The organism is Amycolatopsis sp. NPDC104775 (genome assembly GCF_055583325.1).
Map to the genome: position 1 here is coordinate 85,670 of NZ_JBVJOE010000013.1, position 17,843 is coordinate 103,512.

At 69.3% G+C, this 17,843-nt stretch carries 21 protein-coding genes; 7 read left to right on the forward strand and 14 right to left on the reverse strand.

The genetic code is table 11. From position 1 onward, the window contains the following. Positions 1-171: 171 nt before the first annotated feature. From purB to ACZ63D_RS38660, 3 genes are read right to left on the reverse strand one after another with little or no spacing between them, the layout of a single operon-like run. Positions 172-1,599 carry an adenylosuccinate lyase gene (gene purB, locus ACZ63D_RS38650; RefSeq protein WP_465359284.1) on the reverse strand — a complete coding sequence of 476 codons (1,428 nt, stop codon included), beginning with the start codon at positions 1,597-1,599 and terminating at the stop codon, positions 172-174. Between the two features lie 34 nt (positions 1,600-1,633). Then, positions 1,634-2,782 carry a galactonate dehydratase gene (gene dgoD, locus ACZ63D_RS38655; RefSeq protein ID WP_465359285.1) on the reverse strand — a complete coding sequence of 383 codons (1,149 nt, stop codon included), beginning with the start codon at positions 2,780-2,782 and terminating at the stop codon, positions 1,634-1,636. A gap of 8 nt (positions 2,783-2,790) precedes the next feature. Continuing rightward, entirely contained in the window at positions 2,791-3,471 is a 681-nt protein-coding gene (locus ACZ63D_RS38660; protein WP_465359286.1) for an SDR family NAD(P)-dependent oxidoreductase, read from the reverse strand. A 79-nt stretch (positions 3,472-3,550) separates the two neighbouring features. Between ACZ63D_RS38660 and ACZ63D_RS38665 the strand changes: the two genes are divergently transcribed. Genes ACZ63D_RS38665 through ACZ63D_RS38675 form a run of 3 tightly spaced genes read left to right on the forward strand, consistent with a single transcriptional unit; the run spans position 3,551 to position 5,855 of the window. Then, a complete protein-coding gene (locus tag ACZ63D_RS38665) occupies positions 3,551-4,165 on the forward strand; it encodes a bifunctional 4-hydroxy-2-oxoglutarate aldolase/2-dehydro-3-deoxy-phosphogluconate aldolase (protein WP_465359287.1) in 615 nt (204 codons plus the stop codon). After that, on the forward strand, positions 4,162-5,148 hold the full coding sequence (locus ACZ63D_RS38670) for a lactonase family protein (RefSeq protein WP_465359288.1): 987 nt from the start codon (positions 4,162-4,164) through the stop codon (positions 5,146-5,148). Before ACZ63D_RS38665 ends, ACZ63D_RS38670 begins: the two co-directional genes overlap by 4 nt. Next, on the forward strand, positions 5,145-5,855 hold the full coding sequence (locus ACZ63D_RS38675; RefSeq protein WP_465359375.1) for a FadR/GntR family transcriptional regulator: 711 nt from the start codon (positions 5,145-5,147) through the stop codon (positions 5,853-5,855). Before ACZ63D_RS38670 ends, ACZ63D_RS38675 begins: the two co-directional genes overlap by 4 nt. Here ACZ63D_RS38675 and ACZ63D_RS38680 read toward each other — a convergent pair. After that, on the reverse strand, positions 5,831-6,763 hold the full coding sequence (locus ACZ63D_RS38680; RefSeq protein ID WP_465359289.1) for a GlxA family transcriptional regulator: 933 nt from the start codon (positions 6,761-6,763) through the stop codon (positions 5,831-5,833). The genes ACZ63D_RS38675 and ACZ63D_RS38680 overlap by 25 nt on opposite strands. A 72-nt stretch (positions 6,764-6,835) precedes the next feature. Between ACZ63D_RS38680 and ACZ63D_RS38685 the strand changes: the two genes are divergently transcribed. Both ACZ63D_RS38685 and ACZ63D_RS38690 read left to right on the forward strand, forming a co-directional pair. Continuing rightward, entirely contained in the window at positions 6,836-7,492 is a 657-nt protein-coding gene (locus ACZ63D_RS38685; protein ID WP_465359290.1) for an HD domain-containing protein, read from the forward strand. A gap of 13 nt (positions 7,493-7,505) precedes the next feature. Next, positions 7,506-7,919, forward strand: a complete 414-nt coding sequence (locus ACZ63D_RS38690; RefSeq protein WP_465359291.1) for a RidA family protein — start codon at positions 7,506-7,508, stop codon at positions 7,917-7,919. Between the two features lie 6 nt (positions 7,920-7,925). On the opposite strand, the gene ACZ63D_RS38695 is transcribed toward ACZ63D_RS38690, so the two are convergent. The 3 genes from ACZ63D_RS38695 to ACZ63D_RS38705 are packed head-to-tail and all read right to left on the reverse strand — an operon-like array spanning position 7,926 to position 9,766. Further along, positions 7,926-8,537 carry a TetR/AcrR family transcriptional regulator gene (locus tag ACZ63D_RS38695; protein WP_465359292.1) on the reverse strand — a complete coding sequence of 204 codons (612 nt, stop codon included), beginning with the start codon at positions 8,535-8,537 and terminating at the stop codon, positions 7,926-7,928. A 37-nt stretch (positions 8,538-8,574) separates the two neighbouring features. Further along, positions 8,575-9,264: a hypothetical protein gene (locus ACZ63D_RS38700; RefSeq protein ID WP_465359293.1), complete on the reverse strand. Its 690-nt coding sequence runs from the start codon at positions 9,262-9,264 to the stop codon at positions 8,575-8,577. After that, positions 9,257-9,766: a SigE family RNA polymerase sigma factor gene (locus tag ACZ63D_RS38705; protein ID WP_465359294.1), complete on the reverse strand. Its 510-nt coding sequence runs from the start codon at positions 9,764-9,766 to the stop codon at positions 9,257-9,259. The genes ACZ63D_RS38700 and ACZ63D_RS38705 overlap by 8 nt, the downstream gene beginning before the upstream one ends. A gap of 141 nt (positions 9,767-9,907) precedes the next feature. On the opposite strand from ACZ63D_RS38705, the gene ACZ63D_RS38710 reads away from it, so the two are divergent. Together ACZ63D_RS38710 and ACZ63D_RS38715 are read left to right on the forward strand one after the other, a co-directional pair. Continuing rightward, positions 9,908-10,924 carry a threonine aldolase family protein gene (locus ACZ63D_RS38710; RefSeq protein ID WP_465359295.1) on the forward strand — a complete coding sequence of 339 codons (1,017 nt, stop codon included), beginning with the start codon at positions 9,908-9,910 and terminating at the stop codon, positions 10,922-10,924. Positions 10,925-10,940: 16 nt separating this feature from the next. Next, positions 10,941-11,522 (forward strand): HAD family hydrolase, encoded by a 582-nt coding sequence (locus tag ACZ63D_RS38715; RefSeq protein WP_465359296.1) that lies wholly within the window; start codon positions 10,941-10,943, stop codon positions 11,520-11,522. Between the two features lie 70 nt (positions 11,523-11,592). Here ACZ63D_RS38715 and ACZ63D_RS38720 read toward each other — a convergent pair whose 3' ends face one another. From ACZ63D_RS38720 to ACZ63D_RS38750, 7 genes are all read right to left on the reverse strand, one after another. Next, positions 11,593-11,778 carry a hypothetical protein gene (locus tag ACZ63D_RS38720; RefSeq protein ID WP_409184305.1) on the reverse strand — a complete coding sequence of 62 codons (186 nt, stop codon included), beginning with the start codon at positions 11,776-11,778 and terminating at the stop codon, positions 11,593-11,595. 134 nt (positions 11,779-11,912) lie between these two features. Then, positions 11,913-12,506, reverse strand: a complete 594-nt coding sequence (locus ACZ63D_RS38725) for a VOC family protein (protein WP_465359297.1) — start codon at positions 12,504-12,506, stop codon at positions 11,913-11,915. Between the two features lie 94 nt (positions 12,507-12,600). Beyond that, positions 12,601-13,767 (reverse strand): pyridoxal phosphate-dependent aminotransferase, encoded by a 1,167-nt coding sequence (locus ACZ63D_RS38730; RefSeq protein ID WP_465359298.1) that lies wholly within the window; start codon positions 13,765-13,767, stop codon positions 12,601-12,603. A gap of 41 nt (positions 13,768-13,808) precedes the next feature. Further along, positions 13,809-14,945, reverse strand: a complete 1,137-nt coding sequence (locus tag ACZ63D_RS38735) for a transglycosylase SLT domain-containing protein (RefSeq protein ID WP_465359299.1) — start codon at positions 14,943-14,945, stop codon at positions 13,809-13,811. A 22-nt stretch (positions 14,946-14,967) separates the two neighbouring features. Then, positions 14,968-15,255, reverse strand: a complete 288-nt coding sequence (locus ACZ63D_RS38740) for a hypothetical protein (RefSeq protein WP_202506357.1) — start codon at positions 15,253-15,255, stop codon at positions 14,968-14,970. Between the two features lie 212 nt (positions 15,256-15,467). Further along, on the reverse strand, positions 15,468-16,226 hold the full coding sequence (locus ACZ63D_RS38745; RefSeq protein ID WP_465359300.1) for an ESX secretion-associated protein EspG: 759 nt from the start codon (positions 16,224-16,226) through the stop codon (positions 15,468-15,470). Next, entirely contained in the window at positions 16,223-17,839 is a 1,617-nt protein-coding gene (locus tag ACZ63D_RS38750; protein ID WP_465359301.1) for a PPE domain-containing protein, read from the reverse strand. Before ACZ63D_RS38750 ends, ACZ63D_RS38745 begins: the two co-directional genes overlap by 4 nt. Between the last annotated feature and the right edge of the window lie 4 nt (positions 17,840-17,843).

Sequence of the window (17,843 nt, forward strand, 5' to 3'; positions counted from 1 at the left end):
CTCCCCCCCCCTCCCCCCCCCTCCCCCCCCCCCCCCCCCCACCTCTCCCCCCCCCCCCCCCCCCCCCCCCCCCCCCCCCCCCCCCCCCCCCGCTTCCGGGTTCGGCACGAAGATTAGGAGTTTCGCCCGATCGAGTAATGCCGTCTCAGCACGTGGACGGCGTGCGCGCACTCACAGAATCGGCTGCGGCGCGTACGCCGCGGCGTCCGGGAATCGCTTGAGCACGTCCTCGACGCGCGCCGCTACTTCTTCGACCTGACGCGGTGCCACGCCGGTGAACGAGATCCGGTCGACAAGGAGTTCGTCCAGGTCAGCGCGGTTGAGCGGGAGCCGTTCGTCGGCCGCGAGCCGGTCGAGGAGGTCGTTCTCCGCGCCGCGTTCGCGCATCGCGAGGGCGACTCCGACGGCATTCTCCTTGATGGCCTCGTGAGCCGTCTCACGCCCGACGCCCCGGCGCACGGACGCCATGAGCACCTTCGTCGTCGCGAGGAACGGGAGATAGCGATCAAGCTCACGCTCAACCACGGCCGGGAACGCGCCGAATTCGCCGAGCACCGTGAGGAAGGTCTCGAGCAGGCCGTCGAGTGCGAAGAACGCGTCCGGCAGCGCGACCCGGCGCACCACGGAATCCGAGACGTCGCCCTCGTTCCACTGGTCGCCGGCCAGTTCGCCGATCATCGACAGGTAGCCGCGCAGGACCACCGCGAGACCGTTGACGCGCTCGCACGACCGGGTGTTCATCTTGTGCGGCATGGCCGACGACCCGACCTGGCCCGGTTTGAAGCCCTCGGTGACCAGCTCGTGCCCGGCCATCAGCCGGATCGTCTTGGCGAGGCTGGAGGGTGCGGCGGCGAGCTGGACCACAGTGGACAGCACGTCGAAGTCGAGCGAGCGCGGGTACACCTGGCCGACGCTGACGAACCGGTTGCCGAAGCCGAGGTGCTCGGCGATCCGCGCTTCCAGCTGGTCCAAAGTGGACTCGTCGCCGAGCAGGTCGAGCATGTCCTGCGCGGTGCCGACCGGGCCCTTGATGCCGCGCAGCGGGTAGCGCTCGATCAGGTTGTCCAGCCGGGAGAACGCGACGAGCAGCTCATCGGCGGCGGTCGCGAACCGCTTGCCGAGCGTGGTCGCCTGCGCGGCGACGTTGTGCGACCGGCCGGCCATCACGAGGTCGGAATGCTCGACGGCGAGCGCGGCCAGCCGCGACAGCACCGCGGCGACCCGGCTGCGGACCAGTTCCAGCGAACGCAGCTGCTGCAGCTGTTCGACGTTCTCGGTGAGGTCGCGCGAGGTCATGCCCTTGTGCACGTGCTCGTGCCCGGCGAGGGCGTTGAACTCCTCGATCCGGGCCTTGACGTCGTGCCGGGTGACGCGTTCGCGGGCGGCGATCGAGTCGAGGTCGACCTGCTCGACCACGCGCTCGTAGTCGTCGAGGACGCCTTCGGGCACCTCGACGCCCAGCTCGGCCTGAGCCCGCAGCACGGCGAGCCACAGCCGCCGCTCGAGCACGACCTTGCGTTCGGGCGACCAGAGCGCCACCAGCTCAGGCGAGGCGTAGCGGGCGGCGAGCACGTTCGGAATGCGGGGCTTGTCCGTCACGCGGCCACGATACCTGCGCAGGTCAGCGGGGCGGTCACCACTCCGTGAAGCTGCCGTCCGCGAGCCGCCACACCGGCGACCGCCAGGTGTGCCCGGTCTCGTCGGCGCGGCGGACGGCTTCCTCGTCCACCTCGATGCCGAGGCCAGGGGCGGTCGGCCGGGCGGCGTAGCCGTCGACGAAGCGGAACAACGCGTCGTCGGCGAGATAAGCCACCGGTTCCCGGCCGTCGTGGTAGTGCATGCCGAGGCTTTGTTCCTGGATCAGGAAGTTCGGCGTCGCGAAGGCCACCTGCAGCGCGGCGGCCAGCGAGATCGGGCCGAGCGGGCAGTGCGGGGCGAGGTTCGCGCCGTACACCTCGGCCAGCGCGGCGATCCGGCGCAGCTCCGAGATGCCGCCCGCGTGCGACGGGTCCGGTTGCACCACGGCGACGCCCGCGTCCAGCACCGGCTTGAACTCCCAGCGCGAGAACAGCCGTTCCCCGAGCGCGATCGGCACGGTCGAGGCCTCGACCACCGACTTGACCACGTCGGCGGGCAGCTCCGGCAGCACCGGTTCCTCGACGAACATCGGCTGCACTTCTTCGAGCATCTTCACCAGCCGCCGCGCCATCGCGGGCGAGACGCGGCCGTGGAAGTCGATCGCCAGGTCGCGGTCGGGTCCGAGCGCTTCCCGGGCCTGCCGGGCGCGAGCCAGCGCCGCCTGCGCCTCGGCAGGAGTGGCGATCGGCCCGAGCGGACCGGCGACGTTCATCTTCACCGCGGTGAAACCCCGCTCGACCTGCGCGGACACCGCGTCGAAGATCCCGGACGGACGGTCGCCGCCGACCCACGAATACACCCGGACGCGATCGCGGACCGGGCCGCCGAGCAACTCGTGCACCGGAGCGTTCCTGGCCTTGCCCGCGATGTCCCACAATGCCTGGTCGAACCCGGCGAGCGCGCTGGAGAGCACCGGGCCGCCGCGGTAGAAACCGCCGCGCCGCAGCACCTGCCAGTGGTCCTCGATGCGCAGCGGGTCCTTCCCGATGAGCAGTTCGGCCAGCTCGTGCACGGCCGCGCGGACGGTCCCGGCGCGGCCTTCCACGACCGGCTCGCCCCAGCCGGTGATGCCCTCGTCGGTGCTGACCTTGAGGAACAACCAGCGCGGCGCGACGAGGAACGTCTCGATCCCAGTGATCAGCACCCTGCCCCCTAAGCGGAATCTTTCGCGGCCGACCAGCCGCCATCGACAGTGAATTCGGCACCCGTGACGAACGACGCCGCGGGCGAGAGCAGGAACGCGATCACCGCGGCGACTTCGGTCGGATCGCCGAGCCGTCCGGCGGGTGTCGCGCGGACGCTGCGTTCGCGGTCTTCCGCGCTGATCCGGCCCCACGCCTCGGTCTCGACCGGACCGGGGAGCACCGAATTCACCCGTATTTCCGGCGCGTACTCCACCGCCAACTGCCGGGCCAGGGACACCAACGCGCCTTTGCTGGCCGCGTACGCCGGATGTCCCGGCAGTCCGAATCGCGCGTGTACCGAGGAAACCAGCACCACGGAGCCGTGCCGAGCCCGCAGTGACGGCAGGCAAGTCCGCACGGCCAGGTAAGACGCGGTGAGGTTCACGTCCAGCTGCCGTTGCCATTGCGCGCGGCCGGTTTCGTGCAGTGGACCCGAACTCGGCAGGTACGCGTTGCTGACCACGGCGTCGACTTCGCCCGCCAGATCGAGAACGCGGTGCCACGTCTCGTCGTCCGTTACGTCGCCCTGCACGCCGCCGGGCACCGGGGCGAGGTCGACGCCGAGCACCCGGTAGCCGTCGGCGTTGAGCTGACGGGCGGTCGCGGCTCCGATCCCGGACGCCGCGCCGGTCACCACAGCAGTGCGCATGGTCCGCAAGCATGCGGGACGCTCTCAGCCGCGTCAAGAATAATTAGTAATTTATAATCTTCCTGCTAGACTGCCCGTCATGGGATACCGGTGGGAGATCACGCGCGAAGCGGTGCGCCAGGGCGTCGTCGGAATCGTGCGGACGGCGGACGCCGCCTCGGCCGTCGCCGCCGCCCGGGCAGTGCTCGACGCCGGGTTGAAGTCGGTCGAAGTCCCGCTCACCAACGCGGGTGCGCTCGTCGCGATCGAGGAGCTGAGCACCGCGTATCCGGAGGCCACGATCGGAGCGGGAACAGTGCTGGACGAGTCCTCGGCGACGGCCGCGATCCGTGCGGGGGCTCAGTTTCTCGTGTCCCCGTCGCTGCACACCGAGGTCTTGCGTACCGCTCATCGGTACGGCGTCGCGGCACTGCCAGGCACCGGTTCGGTCACCGAAATCGTGCGCGCGATGGAGGAAGGTGCTGACGCCGTAAAGGTTTTTCCCGCCTCCGCGCTCGGTCCGCAATGGATCAAGGACGTCCGCGCTGCGCTTCCGCAAGCTCCGCTCGTGCCGACGGGTGGAATCGCTCCCGAGGACGTGCCACGCTGGCTCGACGCGGGCGCGGTCGCCTGCGGGATCGGGTCGGCGCTGACCCGAGGTTCGTCTGAGGACATCCGGGCCAGAGTGGCCGCATTAGTGAAGGAGCGCTCGTGAGCGACGTCGTACTCGTCGGCTGCCGCACTGCCGAAACCGGCGGGAACGGCATGGGGATCGCGGTTTTCCGGCGCTCGGGAAGCGAGCTGACGGCGGATTCGACGTTGCCGATGGTGTCGCCGACCTGGCTGGCCCAGCATCCCACGCTGCCGATGGTGTACGCGGTCAACGAGACGAGCTACGGCGAGGTCACCTCCGTTTCGGTCGACGGCGACCTGGTCGCGCTCGACGTGGTCGAGTCCGGCGGGGCCAGCCCGTGCCACCTCGCGGTGACGCCGGACGCGCGGTTTCTGTTGTGCGCCAACTATGGCGGCGGCAGCCTCGCCGTGTTCGCCCTGCGCGAGGACGGCCGGATCGACGGGCGCACGGACCTGGTGCAGCACACCGGAAGCGGGCCGCGCGCTGACCGGCAGGAAGGTCCGCACGTCCACATGGCGGTGTCGTCAGCGGACAGTTCGGTGGTGAGTGCGGTCGATCTGGGCACTGACGAGATCCGCAGCTACACGTTGTCGCCGAAAGGAAAGCTCACCCCGCTGGCCGTTTCGTCGCTCCCGCCGGGCACGGGGCCGCGGCAGCTCGTGCGCGGTGCGGACGGAATCGCTTACGTGGCAGGAGAATTGTCCGGGGAACTGATCACCATGCGGGAGACCTCACCGGGTGCGTTCGAGTTCGTCGAGGCGACTCCTTCGACACTGGCCGGCGGCGAATCCCTGGTAGCACACCTGGAAGTGTTCGAATCCGGCATTTATCTGTCGAACCGCGGCCCCGAATGCATCACTTCGTTCGCCGGTACTCCGCTGCGCGCGACCGCCGACCAGCCGTGCGGGGCTTACCCGTGGAACTTCGCCGTGGCAGACGGGATCTGTTACACCGCGGCATTCAAAGACGACTCGATCTCGGTGTTCTCGTTGCAGGACTTCGGAAACGCGGAGGTCCGCAATTACCCGACCGGCTCGCCGACGTGCGTGCTCCCGCTCCGGTGACCGACCACCGCCCTCGCGGCCTGCACGGCCTGACCGTGGAAACCCTCGCCGCGCGCATTCTGTCCGGCGAATGGCCCGAGGGCATGGTGCTGGACCTTCCCGCGCTGCGCGAAGAGCTGGATATCAGTCTCACCGCATTGCGGGAAGCGTTGAAAGTGCTGGCCGCTAAGGGAATGATCGGCGCGCGGCAGAAGCACGGCACGTTCGTGCGACCCCGGGAGAACTGGCAGCTTCTCGACGCCGACGTGATGCGCTGGCAAACCACCGCGCGAGGAAACGCCGGCCTGCTGGACGAGTTGGCCGAGGTCCGTGCCGTGGTCGAACCAGCGGCCGCGCGGATGGCCGCGGAGCGCGCGACCGAGGACGACCTCGCCGCGATGGCGTCGGCACTCGACGCGATGGTGGCCGCACCGGATCTGGAAGCCAGTATCGAGGCGGATCTGGCGTTTCACCGCAGCCTGCTGTCGGCCGCGCACAACAACTTCCTGCTCCAGATCGAACGCGTCATCGCGATCGGCCTGGCGGAGCGGGACAAATTGGTCCACAGCGCCGGCCCCACCGACGACCCCGTGCCGAGCCATCGCCGGGTGCTGGACGCGATCGCCGCGCACGACCCGGTGGCGGCGGAGAACGCGATGCTGGAACTGCTGGCGAAATCAGCCGCCGACGCCAAACGGACGGGTCAGGAAGTGAAGGCCCGCCGGTAAGCGGTCGGCGTGGTCCCGAGCGCACGCCGGAAGTGCAGCCGCAGGTTGGCCGGGGTGCCCAGGCCGCAATCCCGCGCCACCCGGTCCACTGAATAGTCCGTGGTTTCCAGCAGTTCCCGCGCTTTGCCGAGCCGAGCGTTGAGCAGCCACTGCAACGGGGTCGTCCCGGTTTCCTCGGCGAACCGGCGCAGGAAAGTCCGCTGCGACATCTCCGCGTGCCGGGCGAGCAGGCGGATGCTGAGCGATTCGCCCAGTCGCCGCAACGCCCATTCCCGCGTGGCCGACAACGACGCATCGCCAGCGTCCGCGAGCGGAGCGGGCACGTATTGGGCTTGCCCGCCTTCGCGATGCGGGGCGGCGACCAGGCCGCGGGCGATCCGGTTGGCGACCGCGGTGCCCAGGTCTCGGCGCACGATGTGCAGGCACAGGTCGATGCCACAGCACACGCCAGCTGAGGTGAGCACGTCGCCCTCGTCGACGTAGAGGACGTCGCGGTCGACGTGCACCGAGGGGAAGTCCCGTTCGAATTCGTCGATATATTCCCAATGCGTCGTGGCGTGCAAACCGTCCAGCACTCCCGCCGCGGCCAGCGCGAACGCGCCCGTGCAGATGGACACCACCCGCCGTCCCCGGTCGCGTGCCTCGGCCAGCAGCTCGACCGCCGCTTCCGGCGTCTCGCCGATCGGGTCGTATCCCGGCACGATCACCGTGTCCGCCGCGCGCAGCTCGTCGATCCCGCCTTCGGCAGCCAGCTCGAATCCAGCACTGGTGGAGACTGCCGGGCCGAGTGCGCACAACGTCATCTCGTAATGCGTCTGCGGCCGGCGGTGGAACACCTGCGCGGGGATCGCCAGGTCCAGCGGAAGTACTCCGTCGAGCGCCAGCACCGCGACCCGATGCACCGTCATGGCAAGATTCTATCGAAGTACGGCAAACTTGCCACTCACCAGGTCAGCGGCCCGCAGGGCACCCTGGAAGCCATGACCGAACTCCTTTCGGACCCGGTGGTCGCACTCCCCGCGACTCCGCTGGCAGACGCCGTGCTCGAGGTCGTCCGCCCGGTGGAATCGCCGTCGGTGTTCAACCACAGCGTCCGTACCTACCTGTTCGCCCGGCTGGTCGCGGACCGGCTGGCTCTGTCCGGTTACGACGACGACCTGCTGTTCGCCGCGTGCGTCATGCACGACCTCGGCACGGCACCGGATGGCCCGCACGTGGAACGCTTCGAGGTCGAGGGAGCCGAACGCGCCGCCAGATTCCTTGTCCAGCAAGGGGTTTCCCCGACAGACGCCGACGCGGTCTGGCAGGCCATCGCCCTGCACACCACCGCGGGCATCGCGGAACACCGAGGTCCGTTGTGCGTGCTCGTCCGAGCCGGGGTCGCCGTCGATTTCGGCGGCCCGGTCGGTGCCGAGTACCTCGCGGCGGTCACCGACGAGCAGGCCGCGACGATCCACGCCGCTTACCCCCGGCTGGAGATGGTCCGCTCACTCACCGACGCGATCGTCGCGCAGGCAGCGAAAAACCCGAAAAACGCACCCGTCCCGTCCGTACCCGCCGATTTCCTGCGCGAACGCGCGGCCGACGGCGAAACCCGGCTGGAACGCGCCGCGCGCACGTCCCGCTGGGGCAACTGAGAAAGGGAACCACATGCACTCCGTCACCATCCCCGAGGATTCCGAGGTTTTCGGACCGTCCGGGGCGTCCGCGTTCGCCCGCTTCGGCTACTCCGCCGCCGTCCGCGCTGGCAACCTCCTCTTCATCGCGGGCACGATCGGCCGCCGCCCGGATGGCGCGATCGCGGAAACCATCGAGGAGCAGACCGAGATCGCGCTCCGCCGGATCGAAGAAATCCTTCGGCTGGAAGGACTCGACCTGTCCGCGCTGGTCGACCTCACGAGCTATCACGTCGACATCCACCAGCATTTGCCCGGTTTCCTGGAAGCCAAGAAGCGTCTCGTGACGGCTGAGCCTTACCCGGCGTGGTCGATGATCGGCGTCAGTGGGCTCGCCAGCCCGGGACTGCTGATCGAAATCCGCGCCACCGCGGCGTATTCGGAGTGACTGTCCTCAGTGGACGGTCGCCGACTCCGCGAGCGCGGTCCGCAGCATCCGCCCGGCCGCGGCGCGCGGAGCCGGGTCGACCGCGATCAGCGCGTTGACCACCGCGCCGTCCACCAGCGCGACCAGCCGGTCCAGTTCGTCCTTGCCCACCGGCGTCCCGGACCGGGCGAGGATCTCCGTCAGCAGTTCGTTGAGCTGCTGGGACAACGTGCGCATCAACGGCCGCAGGTACGGCCGCCGCCCGGTCGCGACCAGGCGTTCGTAGCGCAGCAGAACTGCCTCGGCGTCGGCTTCCGGGTCGCCGCTCTGCGGACCGAGCAGCATGTCCAGCACGAGTTCCACGGTCGCCTGCACGCCCCGGTTGCGGGTCGTCAGGTCCTCCAGCTGGCGGCGTCCGTTGGCCAGTTCGGTCTGCCCGTGGTGTTCCACGGCGGCGGTGACGAGCTCTTCCAGCGAGTCGAAGTAGTACGTCGTGGACGCCAGCGGCAGGCCGGCCCGTTCGGCGACAGCCCGGTGCCGGATCGCGTCGAAACCGCCCTCGGCCAGCAGCTCAGCGGCGGCTTCGACGAGCGCTGCCCGTCGTCGCTCGCCCTTGGGAGTGGTGGCTGCTGCCGTCATGCCCGGATATTCTGCCAGCCGCGCCCGAGGCCGCCGATCAGAACCGGGCAGCCAGCGAAGCGGCGAAGCGCGCCAGGTCGGTCGCGTACGGTGCCGGGTGCCCGGAAGTCCCCGGAACGCTGACCAGCACGAGAGTCCCCCCGCTGCCGGTTTGCTGACGCACGGTGACCGCTCCGGCCGGTTGCGTGGGCACAGTCACCGCGGTGCCGCGAGGGAACACCGCCGCGCCGATCATCCCGTCCGGAAGCGGGAACCCCGCGCCGCGCGACGACGTCGTACAAACGCTGCCTGGGGAAGCCTGCGCGGCGGTCAAGTGGCCTGGGAGCTCGCCAGCGAGGGCAGTGGCGAGCTCCCAGTCCACCCGTCCGCACCCGGAGGTGCCTTCGACCCGAGGGCCGGTCCTCCCGGTTTCGCCGGCTCCCTGCCGAGACGGCTCACCCGGGAAGTCATCCCCATTGCTGAAAGGACGCGCCGCCGGTCCGCCGGGTTGCACGGGTGCGGCCGCGGAATTCGCGCCAGAATCAGACTTTTCGCTCGAAATGCCCACAATGCCCCAGGTGCCGAAGCCCGCGGCCACGAGCACGGCCGCCGCGCCGGCGGTGATCCGGTGACGCCGGCGCAGCGTCTCGCGCTTCGAGCGGCGCACCACGTCTTCCACCGAGAACGTCGGAGGCGGCACGTCGCCGGGAACGGCGGAGAACAACGTCTCGGCTTCCCGCTCATCCATTGGTCTCCACCTCCCGTTCCAGCACCTGACGCAGATTCGCCAGCCCGCGCGCGGTCTGGCTCTTCACATTGCCTTCGCTGCAGCCCAGCGCCGTCGCCGCGGCACCGACGTCCAGGCCGTCGAAGAACCGCAGCACCAGCACCGCCCGTTGCTTCGGCGGCACTTCCTTCAACGCCGCGAGCAAGTCCTCGCGAGTCGCGACGCGTTCGGCGAGGCCAGGGCTGTCGTCCACCGGTTCCGGCAGCACTTCGGTCTGGCGCTCGCGCCGCCACGGACGGCGCGACTCGTCGATGACCGCGCGCACCAGCGTCTTGCGCACGTACGCGTCGGTCGCCGCGCGGTCTCTGATCTTCTTCCACCTCCGGTGCAGTGCGACGAACGCCGTCTGCGCGAGGTCGTCGGCCTTGTGCCAATCCCCGCACAGCAAATACGCGGTCCGGCGCACGGCGTCCCTCCTCGCGGCGAAGTACTCCGCGAACTCTTGTTCGTCGCGCTGGTCCACGCGCTTTGCAGCTCCGCTCTGGCCATGTCCGGTGAAGGGACGGATCCGGGGGCGTCCACGGTTGCACGTCCGGCCGGAAACGTTCCACCCCCCGTCGCATTGATGCCGCGCCCGCCAGTGTGATGTGATCGGACTGTGACCATGACTGGGCAGCTGATCGACTTCCGTTCCGACACCGTCACCCGCCCGGACGCGATCATGCGCGCGGCCATGGCCGAGGCGGAGGTCGACGACAACGTCATCGGCACCGACCCGACCATCGCCGAACTGGAGCGCCGGGCCGCGCAGACCCTCGGGATGCCCGCCGCGCTGTGGACGCCGAGCGGGACGATGGCGAACCTCATCGCGCTGAGCGTCCACCTGCGGCGCGGCGACCGGTTCCTCGCCACGCGCGGCGCGCACGTGCTCACCAACGAACTCGGCTCGGCGGCCTGGCTGGCCGGCGGCATGCCGGACATCCTCGAACACGACGCTGGACCCGGGCGCTGCCTGCCGGAAACGCTCGAAGCCGCGATCGGCAATCCCGGCCCGTACTTCACGCTCCGCACCTCGCTGTTGTGCCTGGAAAACACGCACAACGCGGCTGGTGGCGCGGTCACTCCGCCCGACGAGCACGCGCAACTGCTGTCCGTCGCGAAGCAGGCCGGGCTCACTGTGCACCTCGACGGCGCACGGATCTGGCACGCGGCTGTCGCGCTGCAGGTGCCGCCCGCCGCGCTGACCGTCGGCGTGGACACCGTCTCGGCCTGTTTCAGCAAGGGCCTCGGCGCACCGGTCGGCTCGGTCGTCGCGGGGAGCGTCGAGTTCGTCGAACAGGCCCGCCGGATGCGGCAGATGCTCGGCGGCGGCGTGCGTCAGGGCGGCGTGCTCGCTGCGGCTTGCCTGGTGGCGCTGGATCGCGTCGACGAACTGGCCGAGACGCACGAGTTCGCGAAGCGGCTGGCCGACGGCCTTTCCGAGCACGGCTGGGACGTGCGGACGCCGGACACCAATATCGTTCTGGCCGGAGTGCCGGACGTGCCGACCGCGCTGAACTGGCTCGGCTCGCTCGGCATTCAAGCCCTGCCCATGGCGGGCAAGGTCCGGTTCGTGACACACCGCGACCTTTCGTCCGCCGACATCGCCGAAGCACTGCACCGGATCAAAGCCGGTGCCTGAACCCTGGGGGACTCGGGTGACCAACTGGATCGTGTTCGACTACGGCGAGGTGCTCAGCCACCGCACCACCGCGATACCGAAGCTGGCGGCCGCGATGGGCGTCCCGCACGAGACGTTCGAGCCGGTGTACTGGAGCGTGCGCGACGCGTACGACCGCGGCTGCACGGATCTGAAGTACTGGACGTCCATCGGCGACCAGGTAGGCGCGAAGGTGGACGACGCGCTGTCGGCCGAACTGACCGCGCTCGACGTCGCGGGCTGGGGACAGCTCGCGCCGGGCTCGGTGGACCTGCTGCAATCACTGTCCGAGGCCGGGGCCTCGCTCGCGCTGCTGTCGAACGCGCCGTCGGCGTTCGGCGTCTGGGTGCGCGAACAGGAATGGTCGAAGCTGTTCAAGCACACGCTGTTCTCCGGCGACGTCAAGGCCGCGAAGCCGGACGCCGAGATTTTCCGGCTGCTGCTGGACAAACTGGGTGCCGAACCGGACGAGTGCCTGTTCTTCGACGACCGCCAGGTCAACATCGACGGCGCCCGCGCGGTCGGAATCCGCGCACACCTGTGGGACGGCGCCGAGGCCGCCCGAGCGGCACTGGCCTGAACGGCGAACGGCTCCCGCACCTTCCCGGTGCGGGAGCCCGTCTCGTCCGCTCAGTATGGTTCGGCGCCGGTCAGCGGGTGATCCGCTTCGACTGCTTCTTCCCGGTGATCGCCCCGTAGGCCGCGGTGCCCAGGAACAGCACCCCGCCGATGATGCCGATCCACAGCACGGCCTTGAACAGGAAGCCGATCACGGACCCGATCACCATGAAGGCGATCCAGGCCACGACGAGCGCTCCGACGATCTTCCAGAACATGGCTCCTCCGATGCCGTTTCCGCGCCACGTCGGCCCGGTGCCCTCCAGCGTGCCATCCGTGCGACGGAAACTCTCTATGCCAGCCCAACGTTCAGGGATATCTCCGGGTTCCCCTCAGGGGCTCCCCCCTGTGGTCAGGGCCTCTCCCGGTCCGAACCCTTGATCCGTTCGACGAGCTCGTCGCGGAACTCCCGCGCCGCCTGGAACTCCGGTTCGTCGCCGGTCGCCCGCTTCAACGCGCCTTCCAGAATCTTGAGCCCCTGGCGTTCGTCACCGTGCGAATCCGCCTGTCTCGCGGCGTTTTCCACGGCTTTCGCGAGCTTCGTGGTCGCTTCCGGTTCCTTGGCACGCTGGTTGATCCGGATCCAGTTGCCGCCCGGATCGACGACGGTGAATCCGGTGTAGCGGTCGTTGCGCAGCCGAGGACGGGTCATCCGCGGAATGCCGGAGACGAGCAGTTTTCCGTGCACAGAGCGCATTCCCGCCGCGAATGCCTCGAACAATTCGCTGGTGTCCTCCACGATGACGAGGCAGGTGCTGTACGACTGCGCCGGGTCGTAGCCGTCCATCCCGAAGAAGTGCAGGTTGAGGTCTTCCCGCCGCACCGCGACGTGCGAGTACGGCCGTGCCTGCCGAGAGGTGATCTCGAAGCCGAGCATCTCGTAAAACGACGCGATCTCGTCGATGTCCCGGCAGGGCAGGAGCGGAATGGTCAATTCGTTCGCCATCGCCCGAACGTAAGCCCGAATCGGCCGAAACGACACGGAGCTATTTGCTCATGCGAACGACAATCTGGCTCCAGCGTCCGGCGAAGTCGCGAATTCAGCCCAGCCAGCCGCCGAGCCGGCGCAGCCCCTCGGTCACGTCCTCGGTCGCGCCCGCGAAGGAAAACCGCACGTAACGGCCGCCGTCGACCGGGTCGAAGTCGATTCCCGGGGTGATCGCGAGGCCGGTGTCGGCGAGCAGCCGCTGGCACCAGCTCAGGCTGTCCGTGGTGTGGTCGGAGACGTCGGCGTAGGCGTAGAACGCGCCGTCGGCTGGGGCCAGCTTGTCCAGACCGATCTCGCGCAGACCGGCGAAGAGCAGGTCGCGGTTGCGCCGGTAATGCTCGACGTGCGCGTCCGCTTCGGCGTACGACTCCGGCGTGAACGCCGCGACCGCCGCGTACTGCGAGACTGCGGGCGGGCAGATGGTGAAGTTGCCGGTGAGGACGTCGACCGCGCGATGCAGCCGCTGCGGCACCAGCATCCAGCCGAGCCGCCAGCCGGTCATCGCGAAATACTTCGAGAACGACCCGAGCACCAACGCTTCCCGGCCGTACTGCCAGGCGCAATCGAGCTGCTTGCCGTACGAGATGCCGTGGTAGATCTCGTCGCTGATCAGCTGCACGCCGTGCGACGCGCACCAGCCGGAGATCGCAGCCAGCTCACCCGGCGGCAACACGGTCCCGGTCGGGTTGCTGGGACTCGCGACGATCAGCCCGTCGATCGGCCCGAGCCGGTCGAGCTGTTCGACGGTCGGCTGGAAGTTCGTCTCGGCCGTGGTCGCGAACTCGACAACCTCGCAGCCGAGGACGCTCAGCAGATTCCGGTACGCCGGGTAACCCGGGCGGGCCATCGCGACCCGCGCGCCCGGGTCGAACGCGCTGAGGAACGACAGCAGAAAACCGCCGGAGGAGCCGGTGGTCAGCACGACGTCGGAGGCAGTCACGTCGATGTCGTAGGTGCGCCGGTAGTGCCCGGCGACGGCTTCGCGCAGCTCAGGAATGCCGAGCTGCTCGGTGTAGCCGAGCGTGTGCTGGCTCAGCGCTTCCCGCGCCGCGCGCAGCACCGCCGCCGGAGCGGGCACGGACGGCTGCCCGGCGGCCAAGGAGATGAGGTCGCCGTGGCTGCGCTGCCGGGCCTGCGCCGCGGACAGCACGTCCATCACGTGAAAAGGAGGCACGCCTGCCCGCAGCGCGGGCCCGCCGAAAGCACCGATGTCGACCATGCGGCCAGGCTAACCGGCGGAACCGCGTGCGGGGTGTGCCGTCAGTAACCGCGGTACGCGCCGCCGTGCGCCATCGCCTGGATGCCCGGCACGTTGCCGATCGAGCCGTACCGGTCGATCGAGTACCGCACCCCGGCGATGATGTTGTCGACCGGGTTGTAGATGTTGTCGTGCCCGGGCAGCTTGTGCGCGTTGAACGTCGAGTCGATGCACTGCATCAAGCCCTTGGACGGATGCCCGGCCGCGGCGTTCGAATCCCAGTTGTTGATCGCGTTCGGATTGCCGCCGGACTCGTGCTGGATGATCGCCCAGATGTTCTTGATGTCCGCCTCGGTCACGTTCACGCCCGCGGCCTGCAGTTCCTTGATCGCTTCCTGGATCCACTGCTGAACGTTGCCGGGCGGAGGCGAGGAAGGCGGACCGCCGCTCGGGCCGAGACCGCCGCCGCCTCCGCTGGCGCCCCCGCCACCGCCGCCGTGGTGACCGCCGCCGCCGCCACCGCCGTGCCCGGTGTGCAGGCCACCGGTGCTCTGCGGGATGGTGCCGTCCGAGTTGGGAAGCGGGACCTCCGAATAGCCGCCGGTGATCTGGGTCTGCATCAACTGCTGCGACTTCTTGACCATGTCGTCGGCCTGGGTCAGCAGCGGGTCGATGGTCTGTTCGGCGTTCGTGGCGTCCGTTTGGTTGGCCTTGTTCGCGGCTTCGATGATCGACTGCGACGTCGGGCTTGGCGCCGGGCCCTTCTTGTCCGACTTGGCGTAATCCGCCTCGGCGGCCTGCGCCTTCTGCGCTTTGTCCGACTCTTCCTTGATCCGCTTGTCGATCGCCGACTTGGCGGTGTTGAAGGCCTCGGTGACCTTGCTCTTGATCCCGCCGAGGTCGCTGGACAGCTGCGTCAGGTCCTTGCCGACGTCGTCAAGATGCCCCTGCACCTTGGCACCCGCCGTGGTGATCTGCCGGACGTACTCGACGAAGGAGTCCGCCGCCGGACCTTCCCACACCCCACCGGCCAAAGCATCGGTGGACGACTTCAGCTCTTGACTGTGGTCGCCCGCTCGCTTCGCAGCTTCAGTGAACTGCTGCCCGGCTTTGCTGATCGCGTCCGGGTTGATCTTGTCGACCTTCTGGGCCTTGGTGACAACGCCCTGCCAGTTCGGCGGATAGTCGATCAGCGCCATGCTCTAGCCCCCTCGTGCCTGCTCAGCGGTCTTCGTGGACGGTCAGGTCGGTCTTGTGGACCTGGTCGGTCTCCTGGATCAGCCCGGCGGCCTTCTTGAGAATGAAGCTGGTCGCCTCCATCAGCTTCCCGGCCGCGTCGAACTCGCTGTGCACGCCCTGTTTGAACGTGCCGACCGCGCCGTGCACGTCCTTGGAGCCGCCCATCGTGCCGAACGGGCTTTCCGGCTCGTCGTCGACGCCGGTGAGGTGCTTCTTGGACTTTTCGAACTCGTCCTTCAGCTTCTCCACGTTCCTGGCGGCGATAGCCATGGAATCCGGATCGTAGACAGGCACCGTTCGTCATCCCCTTCGCGACACTCGCTTCCCGACCAGTTCGGACGTTCCGCGCACCAGGTCGGTTCCCTGCTTACTCTAAGACTTCGGACGCGTGCCGTGTGCAGTTCTCCCGGACTTCCACCCGCGAACCCCCGGACCGGGTTATCGCGGGGGCGAAAGGGGAGAAAACGGTCTGCGCCAAGGGGTCAAATCGCGGCCTGCAACTCCCGCACCCGCTCCGCGAGCACCGCGTTGTCCGCCGGGCTCACCGTCGCCCAGGTATGCCCGTCCGAATCGTCGGTGAGCTGGAACAGATACCGCCCGGAATCGGTGTCGTAAAACGCCGCCACGTGCGGCGACCGGCGCACCGTCCCGTCCCGCAGGACTCGTTCCGCGCAGAACTGGCCGCGCGCCGCCTGTCCCATCAGCATGCCCGCCAGTTCCTGCGCTTCCCACAGCGCCACGCCCCGGTCCTCCAAGGCCGTGACCAGCGCCTTCGGGTCGCCACCGGCGGCCGCGTCGGCGGCGACCAGCGTGCTGTGCGGCACCGAAACCGACTGCCCGATCCCGGGGTCGAGCGAACCGGCCACCGAGACCACGGCGTCGGCGAGCGCGCCGGCGTCGGCGGGGATCAGCCACACCTCGTCCCGGTCGACCACGGCGAGCACGGCCTGGCTGCCCCGGCTCACCGCGCGGCCGTGGATCTCGCGGTCGGCCCACACCCAGACGTCCACCGCTTCCCGCGGGCTGGCCAGCAAATGCAACTGGTCCAGCACTGTCCCGGATGGACGACGGCCGCGCGCCAGCCTGCGCTGTGCCAGCGAATCCCAGACGGACTCGATCAGCTCGGCCCGTTCGGTGTGCGTGCGTCCCGGCGACGGAACGGCGAGCGCGGGCGGACGTCCGCCCAGGTCCAGCGATTCCCACAGCACGTCGAATTCGAGGGCGGTCAGTACCAGGTTCACGGCCGGCGCACGTCTCCCGTGCCGTCGCCGAGGACGTCGCGCGCGACCATCCGGCCGTCGGCGAACAGATCCTTGTCGTCGACGCCGAAGCGGCGCACGTGCTCGTCGTCGCCTTCCTGCGGCGCGGCTTCGGAGAGGTACTTGGCGTCGCCGCTGCCTGATTTCGGCGCGATCTGCTCGGCTTTCCGCAGTGCGACGGCTTCTTCCTCGGGAAGCTCGTCCACCGGCAACGGCCGGGCCAAGCCTTTCTGCTGACCGTCTTGGGCCCGGCCTTGCCGTTCCCGGTCGCCGGAAAGCGCGCCACCGGCTACTCCCGCGCCCAAGGCGGCAGCGCCCGCGCCGATTTCGCCGGGCGACGCTCCTGCTCCGCGCGGGACCGGAGCGTTGCCGGAGGGTTCGGCGGCGGGGGCTGCCGGTGCCTGCGGGACGCTGCCGACCAGACGACCTCGTTGCAGCGCTTGGTTTTCGTGACCGCTGCCAGGGTTGCTGCCGCCTCCCGGACTGCCGCCGACCGCGGAACGACCGGATCCGCTTGTGCCGCCAAGACTTTCGGAACTTCCCACAGTTCCGCGATTAACCGGACCACCGCTCTCGATTCCGCCGCTCGTCCCCTTCGGACCAGTCGGCAGAAACGTGCCGGACTCTCCAGGCCGCGCCCCGCCAGGAACCCGCGTCCCGCCCGAAGTGCTTGGCCCGCCAGGGATTCCCGGCGTGGAACCGCCCGGTCGAGGCACGCCAGGGGATTCCGGCACCCTGCCCTGAGGCGCGCTCCCCGGTGCCTTCTCCCACCCCTGCGGCGGAGGCGAAGACGGCGGCACGTAGCTGGCCGCGACCACTGGCGCATTCTGCCGGGCAGCCGGTGCCTGCGAAGCCGTGCCGTACGCGGGCGTCGGCGGATCCATCGGAGCCGCCGGGGGTGGTGGCGGCGGGGGAACGTACTGCGACTTCACCGACGCCGCGGCGGGCCGCACCTGGCCGTCCGGCGTCACCTCGACCGCCGCGGCCGCGCGGTCGACCGGGCTCGGCCCGCTGCCGGGCTGGACCATCGTGAGCGATTGCGGCTGGCTCAACGGTTCGGTGGACAGCAGGTTTTCCCCGCTCTGCTGGGCGTAGGAGTTCAACGCCTCGACCGCTTGGCCGCGCGCGTTGTCCGCGGCCTGCACCTGCGCGGCGTGATCAGTCTCGAACCCGAGGAAGCTCGCCACCGAATCGAGGAGCGTGAGGCTCTCCGCGCCTTTGCGCACCGCGGCCGGGTCGGGCAGCTTGTACTTGGTGCGGTTGAACGCTTCTCCTTGCGCGAAAAGCATTTCCGCGGTGTGCGCGACCTTCTGCATCGCGTCGCTGGAGAAGCCCGCTTGATCGGACAGCACCTGGCCAGCCTGTCCGCCCGCCTGGCTTTGCCATTCGACGCCGAGCTTCGCCAGCTGATCACGCAGCGTGTGGTCGGTGCTCGCGAGCGCGCTCGCGATTTCTCGCAGCGCCTCGACCGCGGTGGCGATGCTGGCGATTCCGTCGCCGGTGCCGAACTTCTCGATCTCGTCGGCGATGGCGGTGTCGGTCCACCCGTCGAAACGGTGGTCGCGGATCCTGCCCGCGAGTTCGGAGATCTCCACGCGC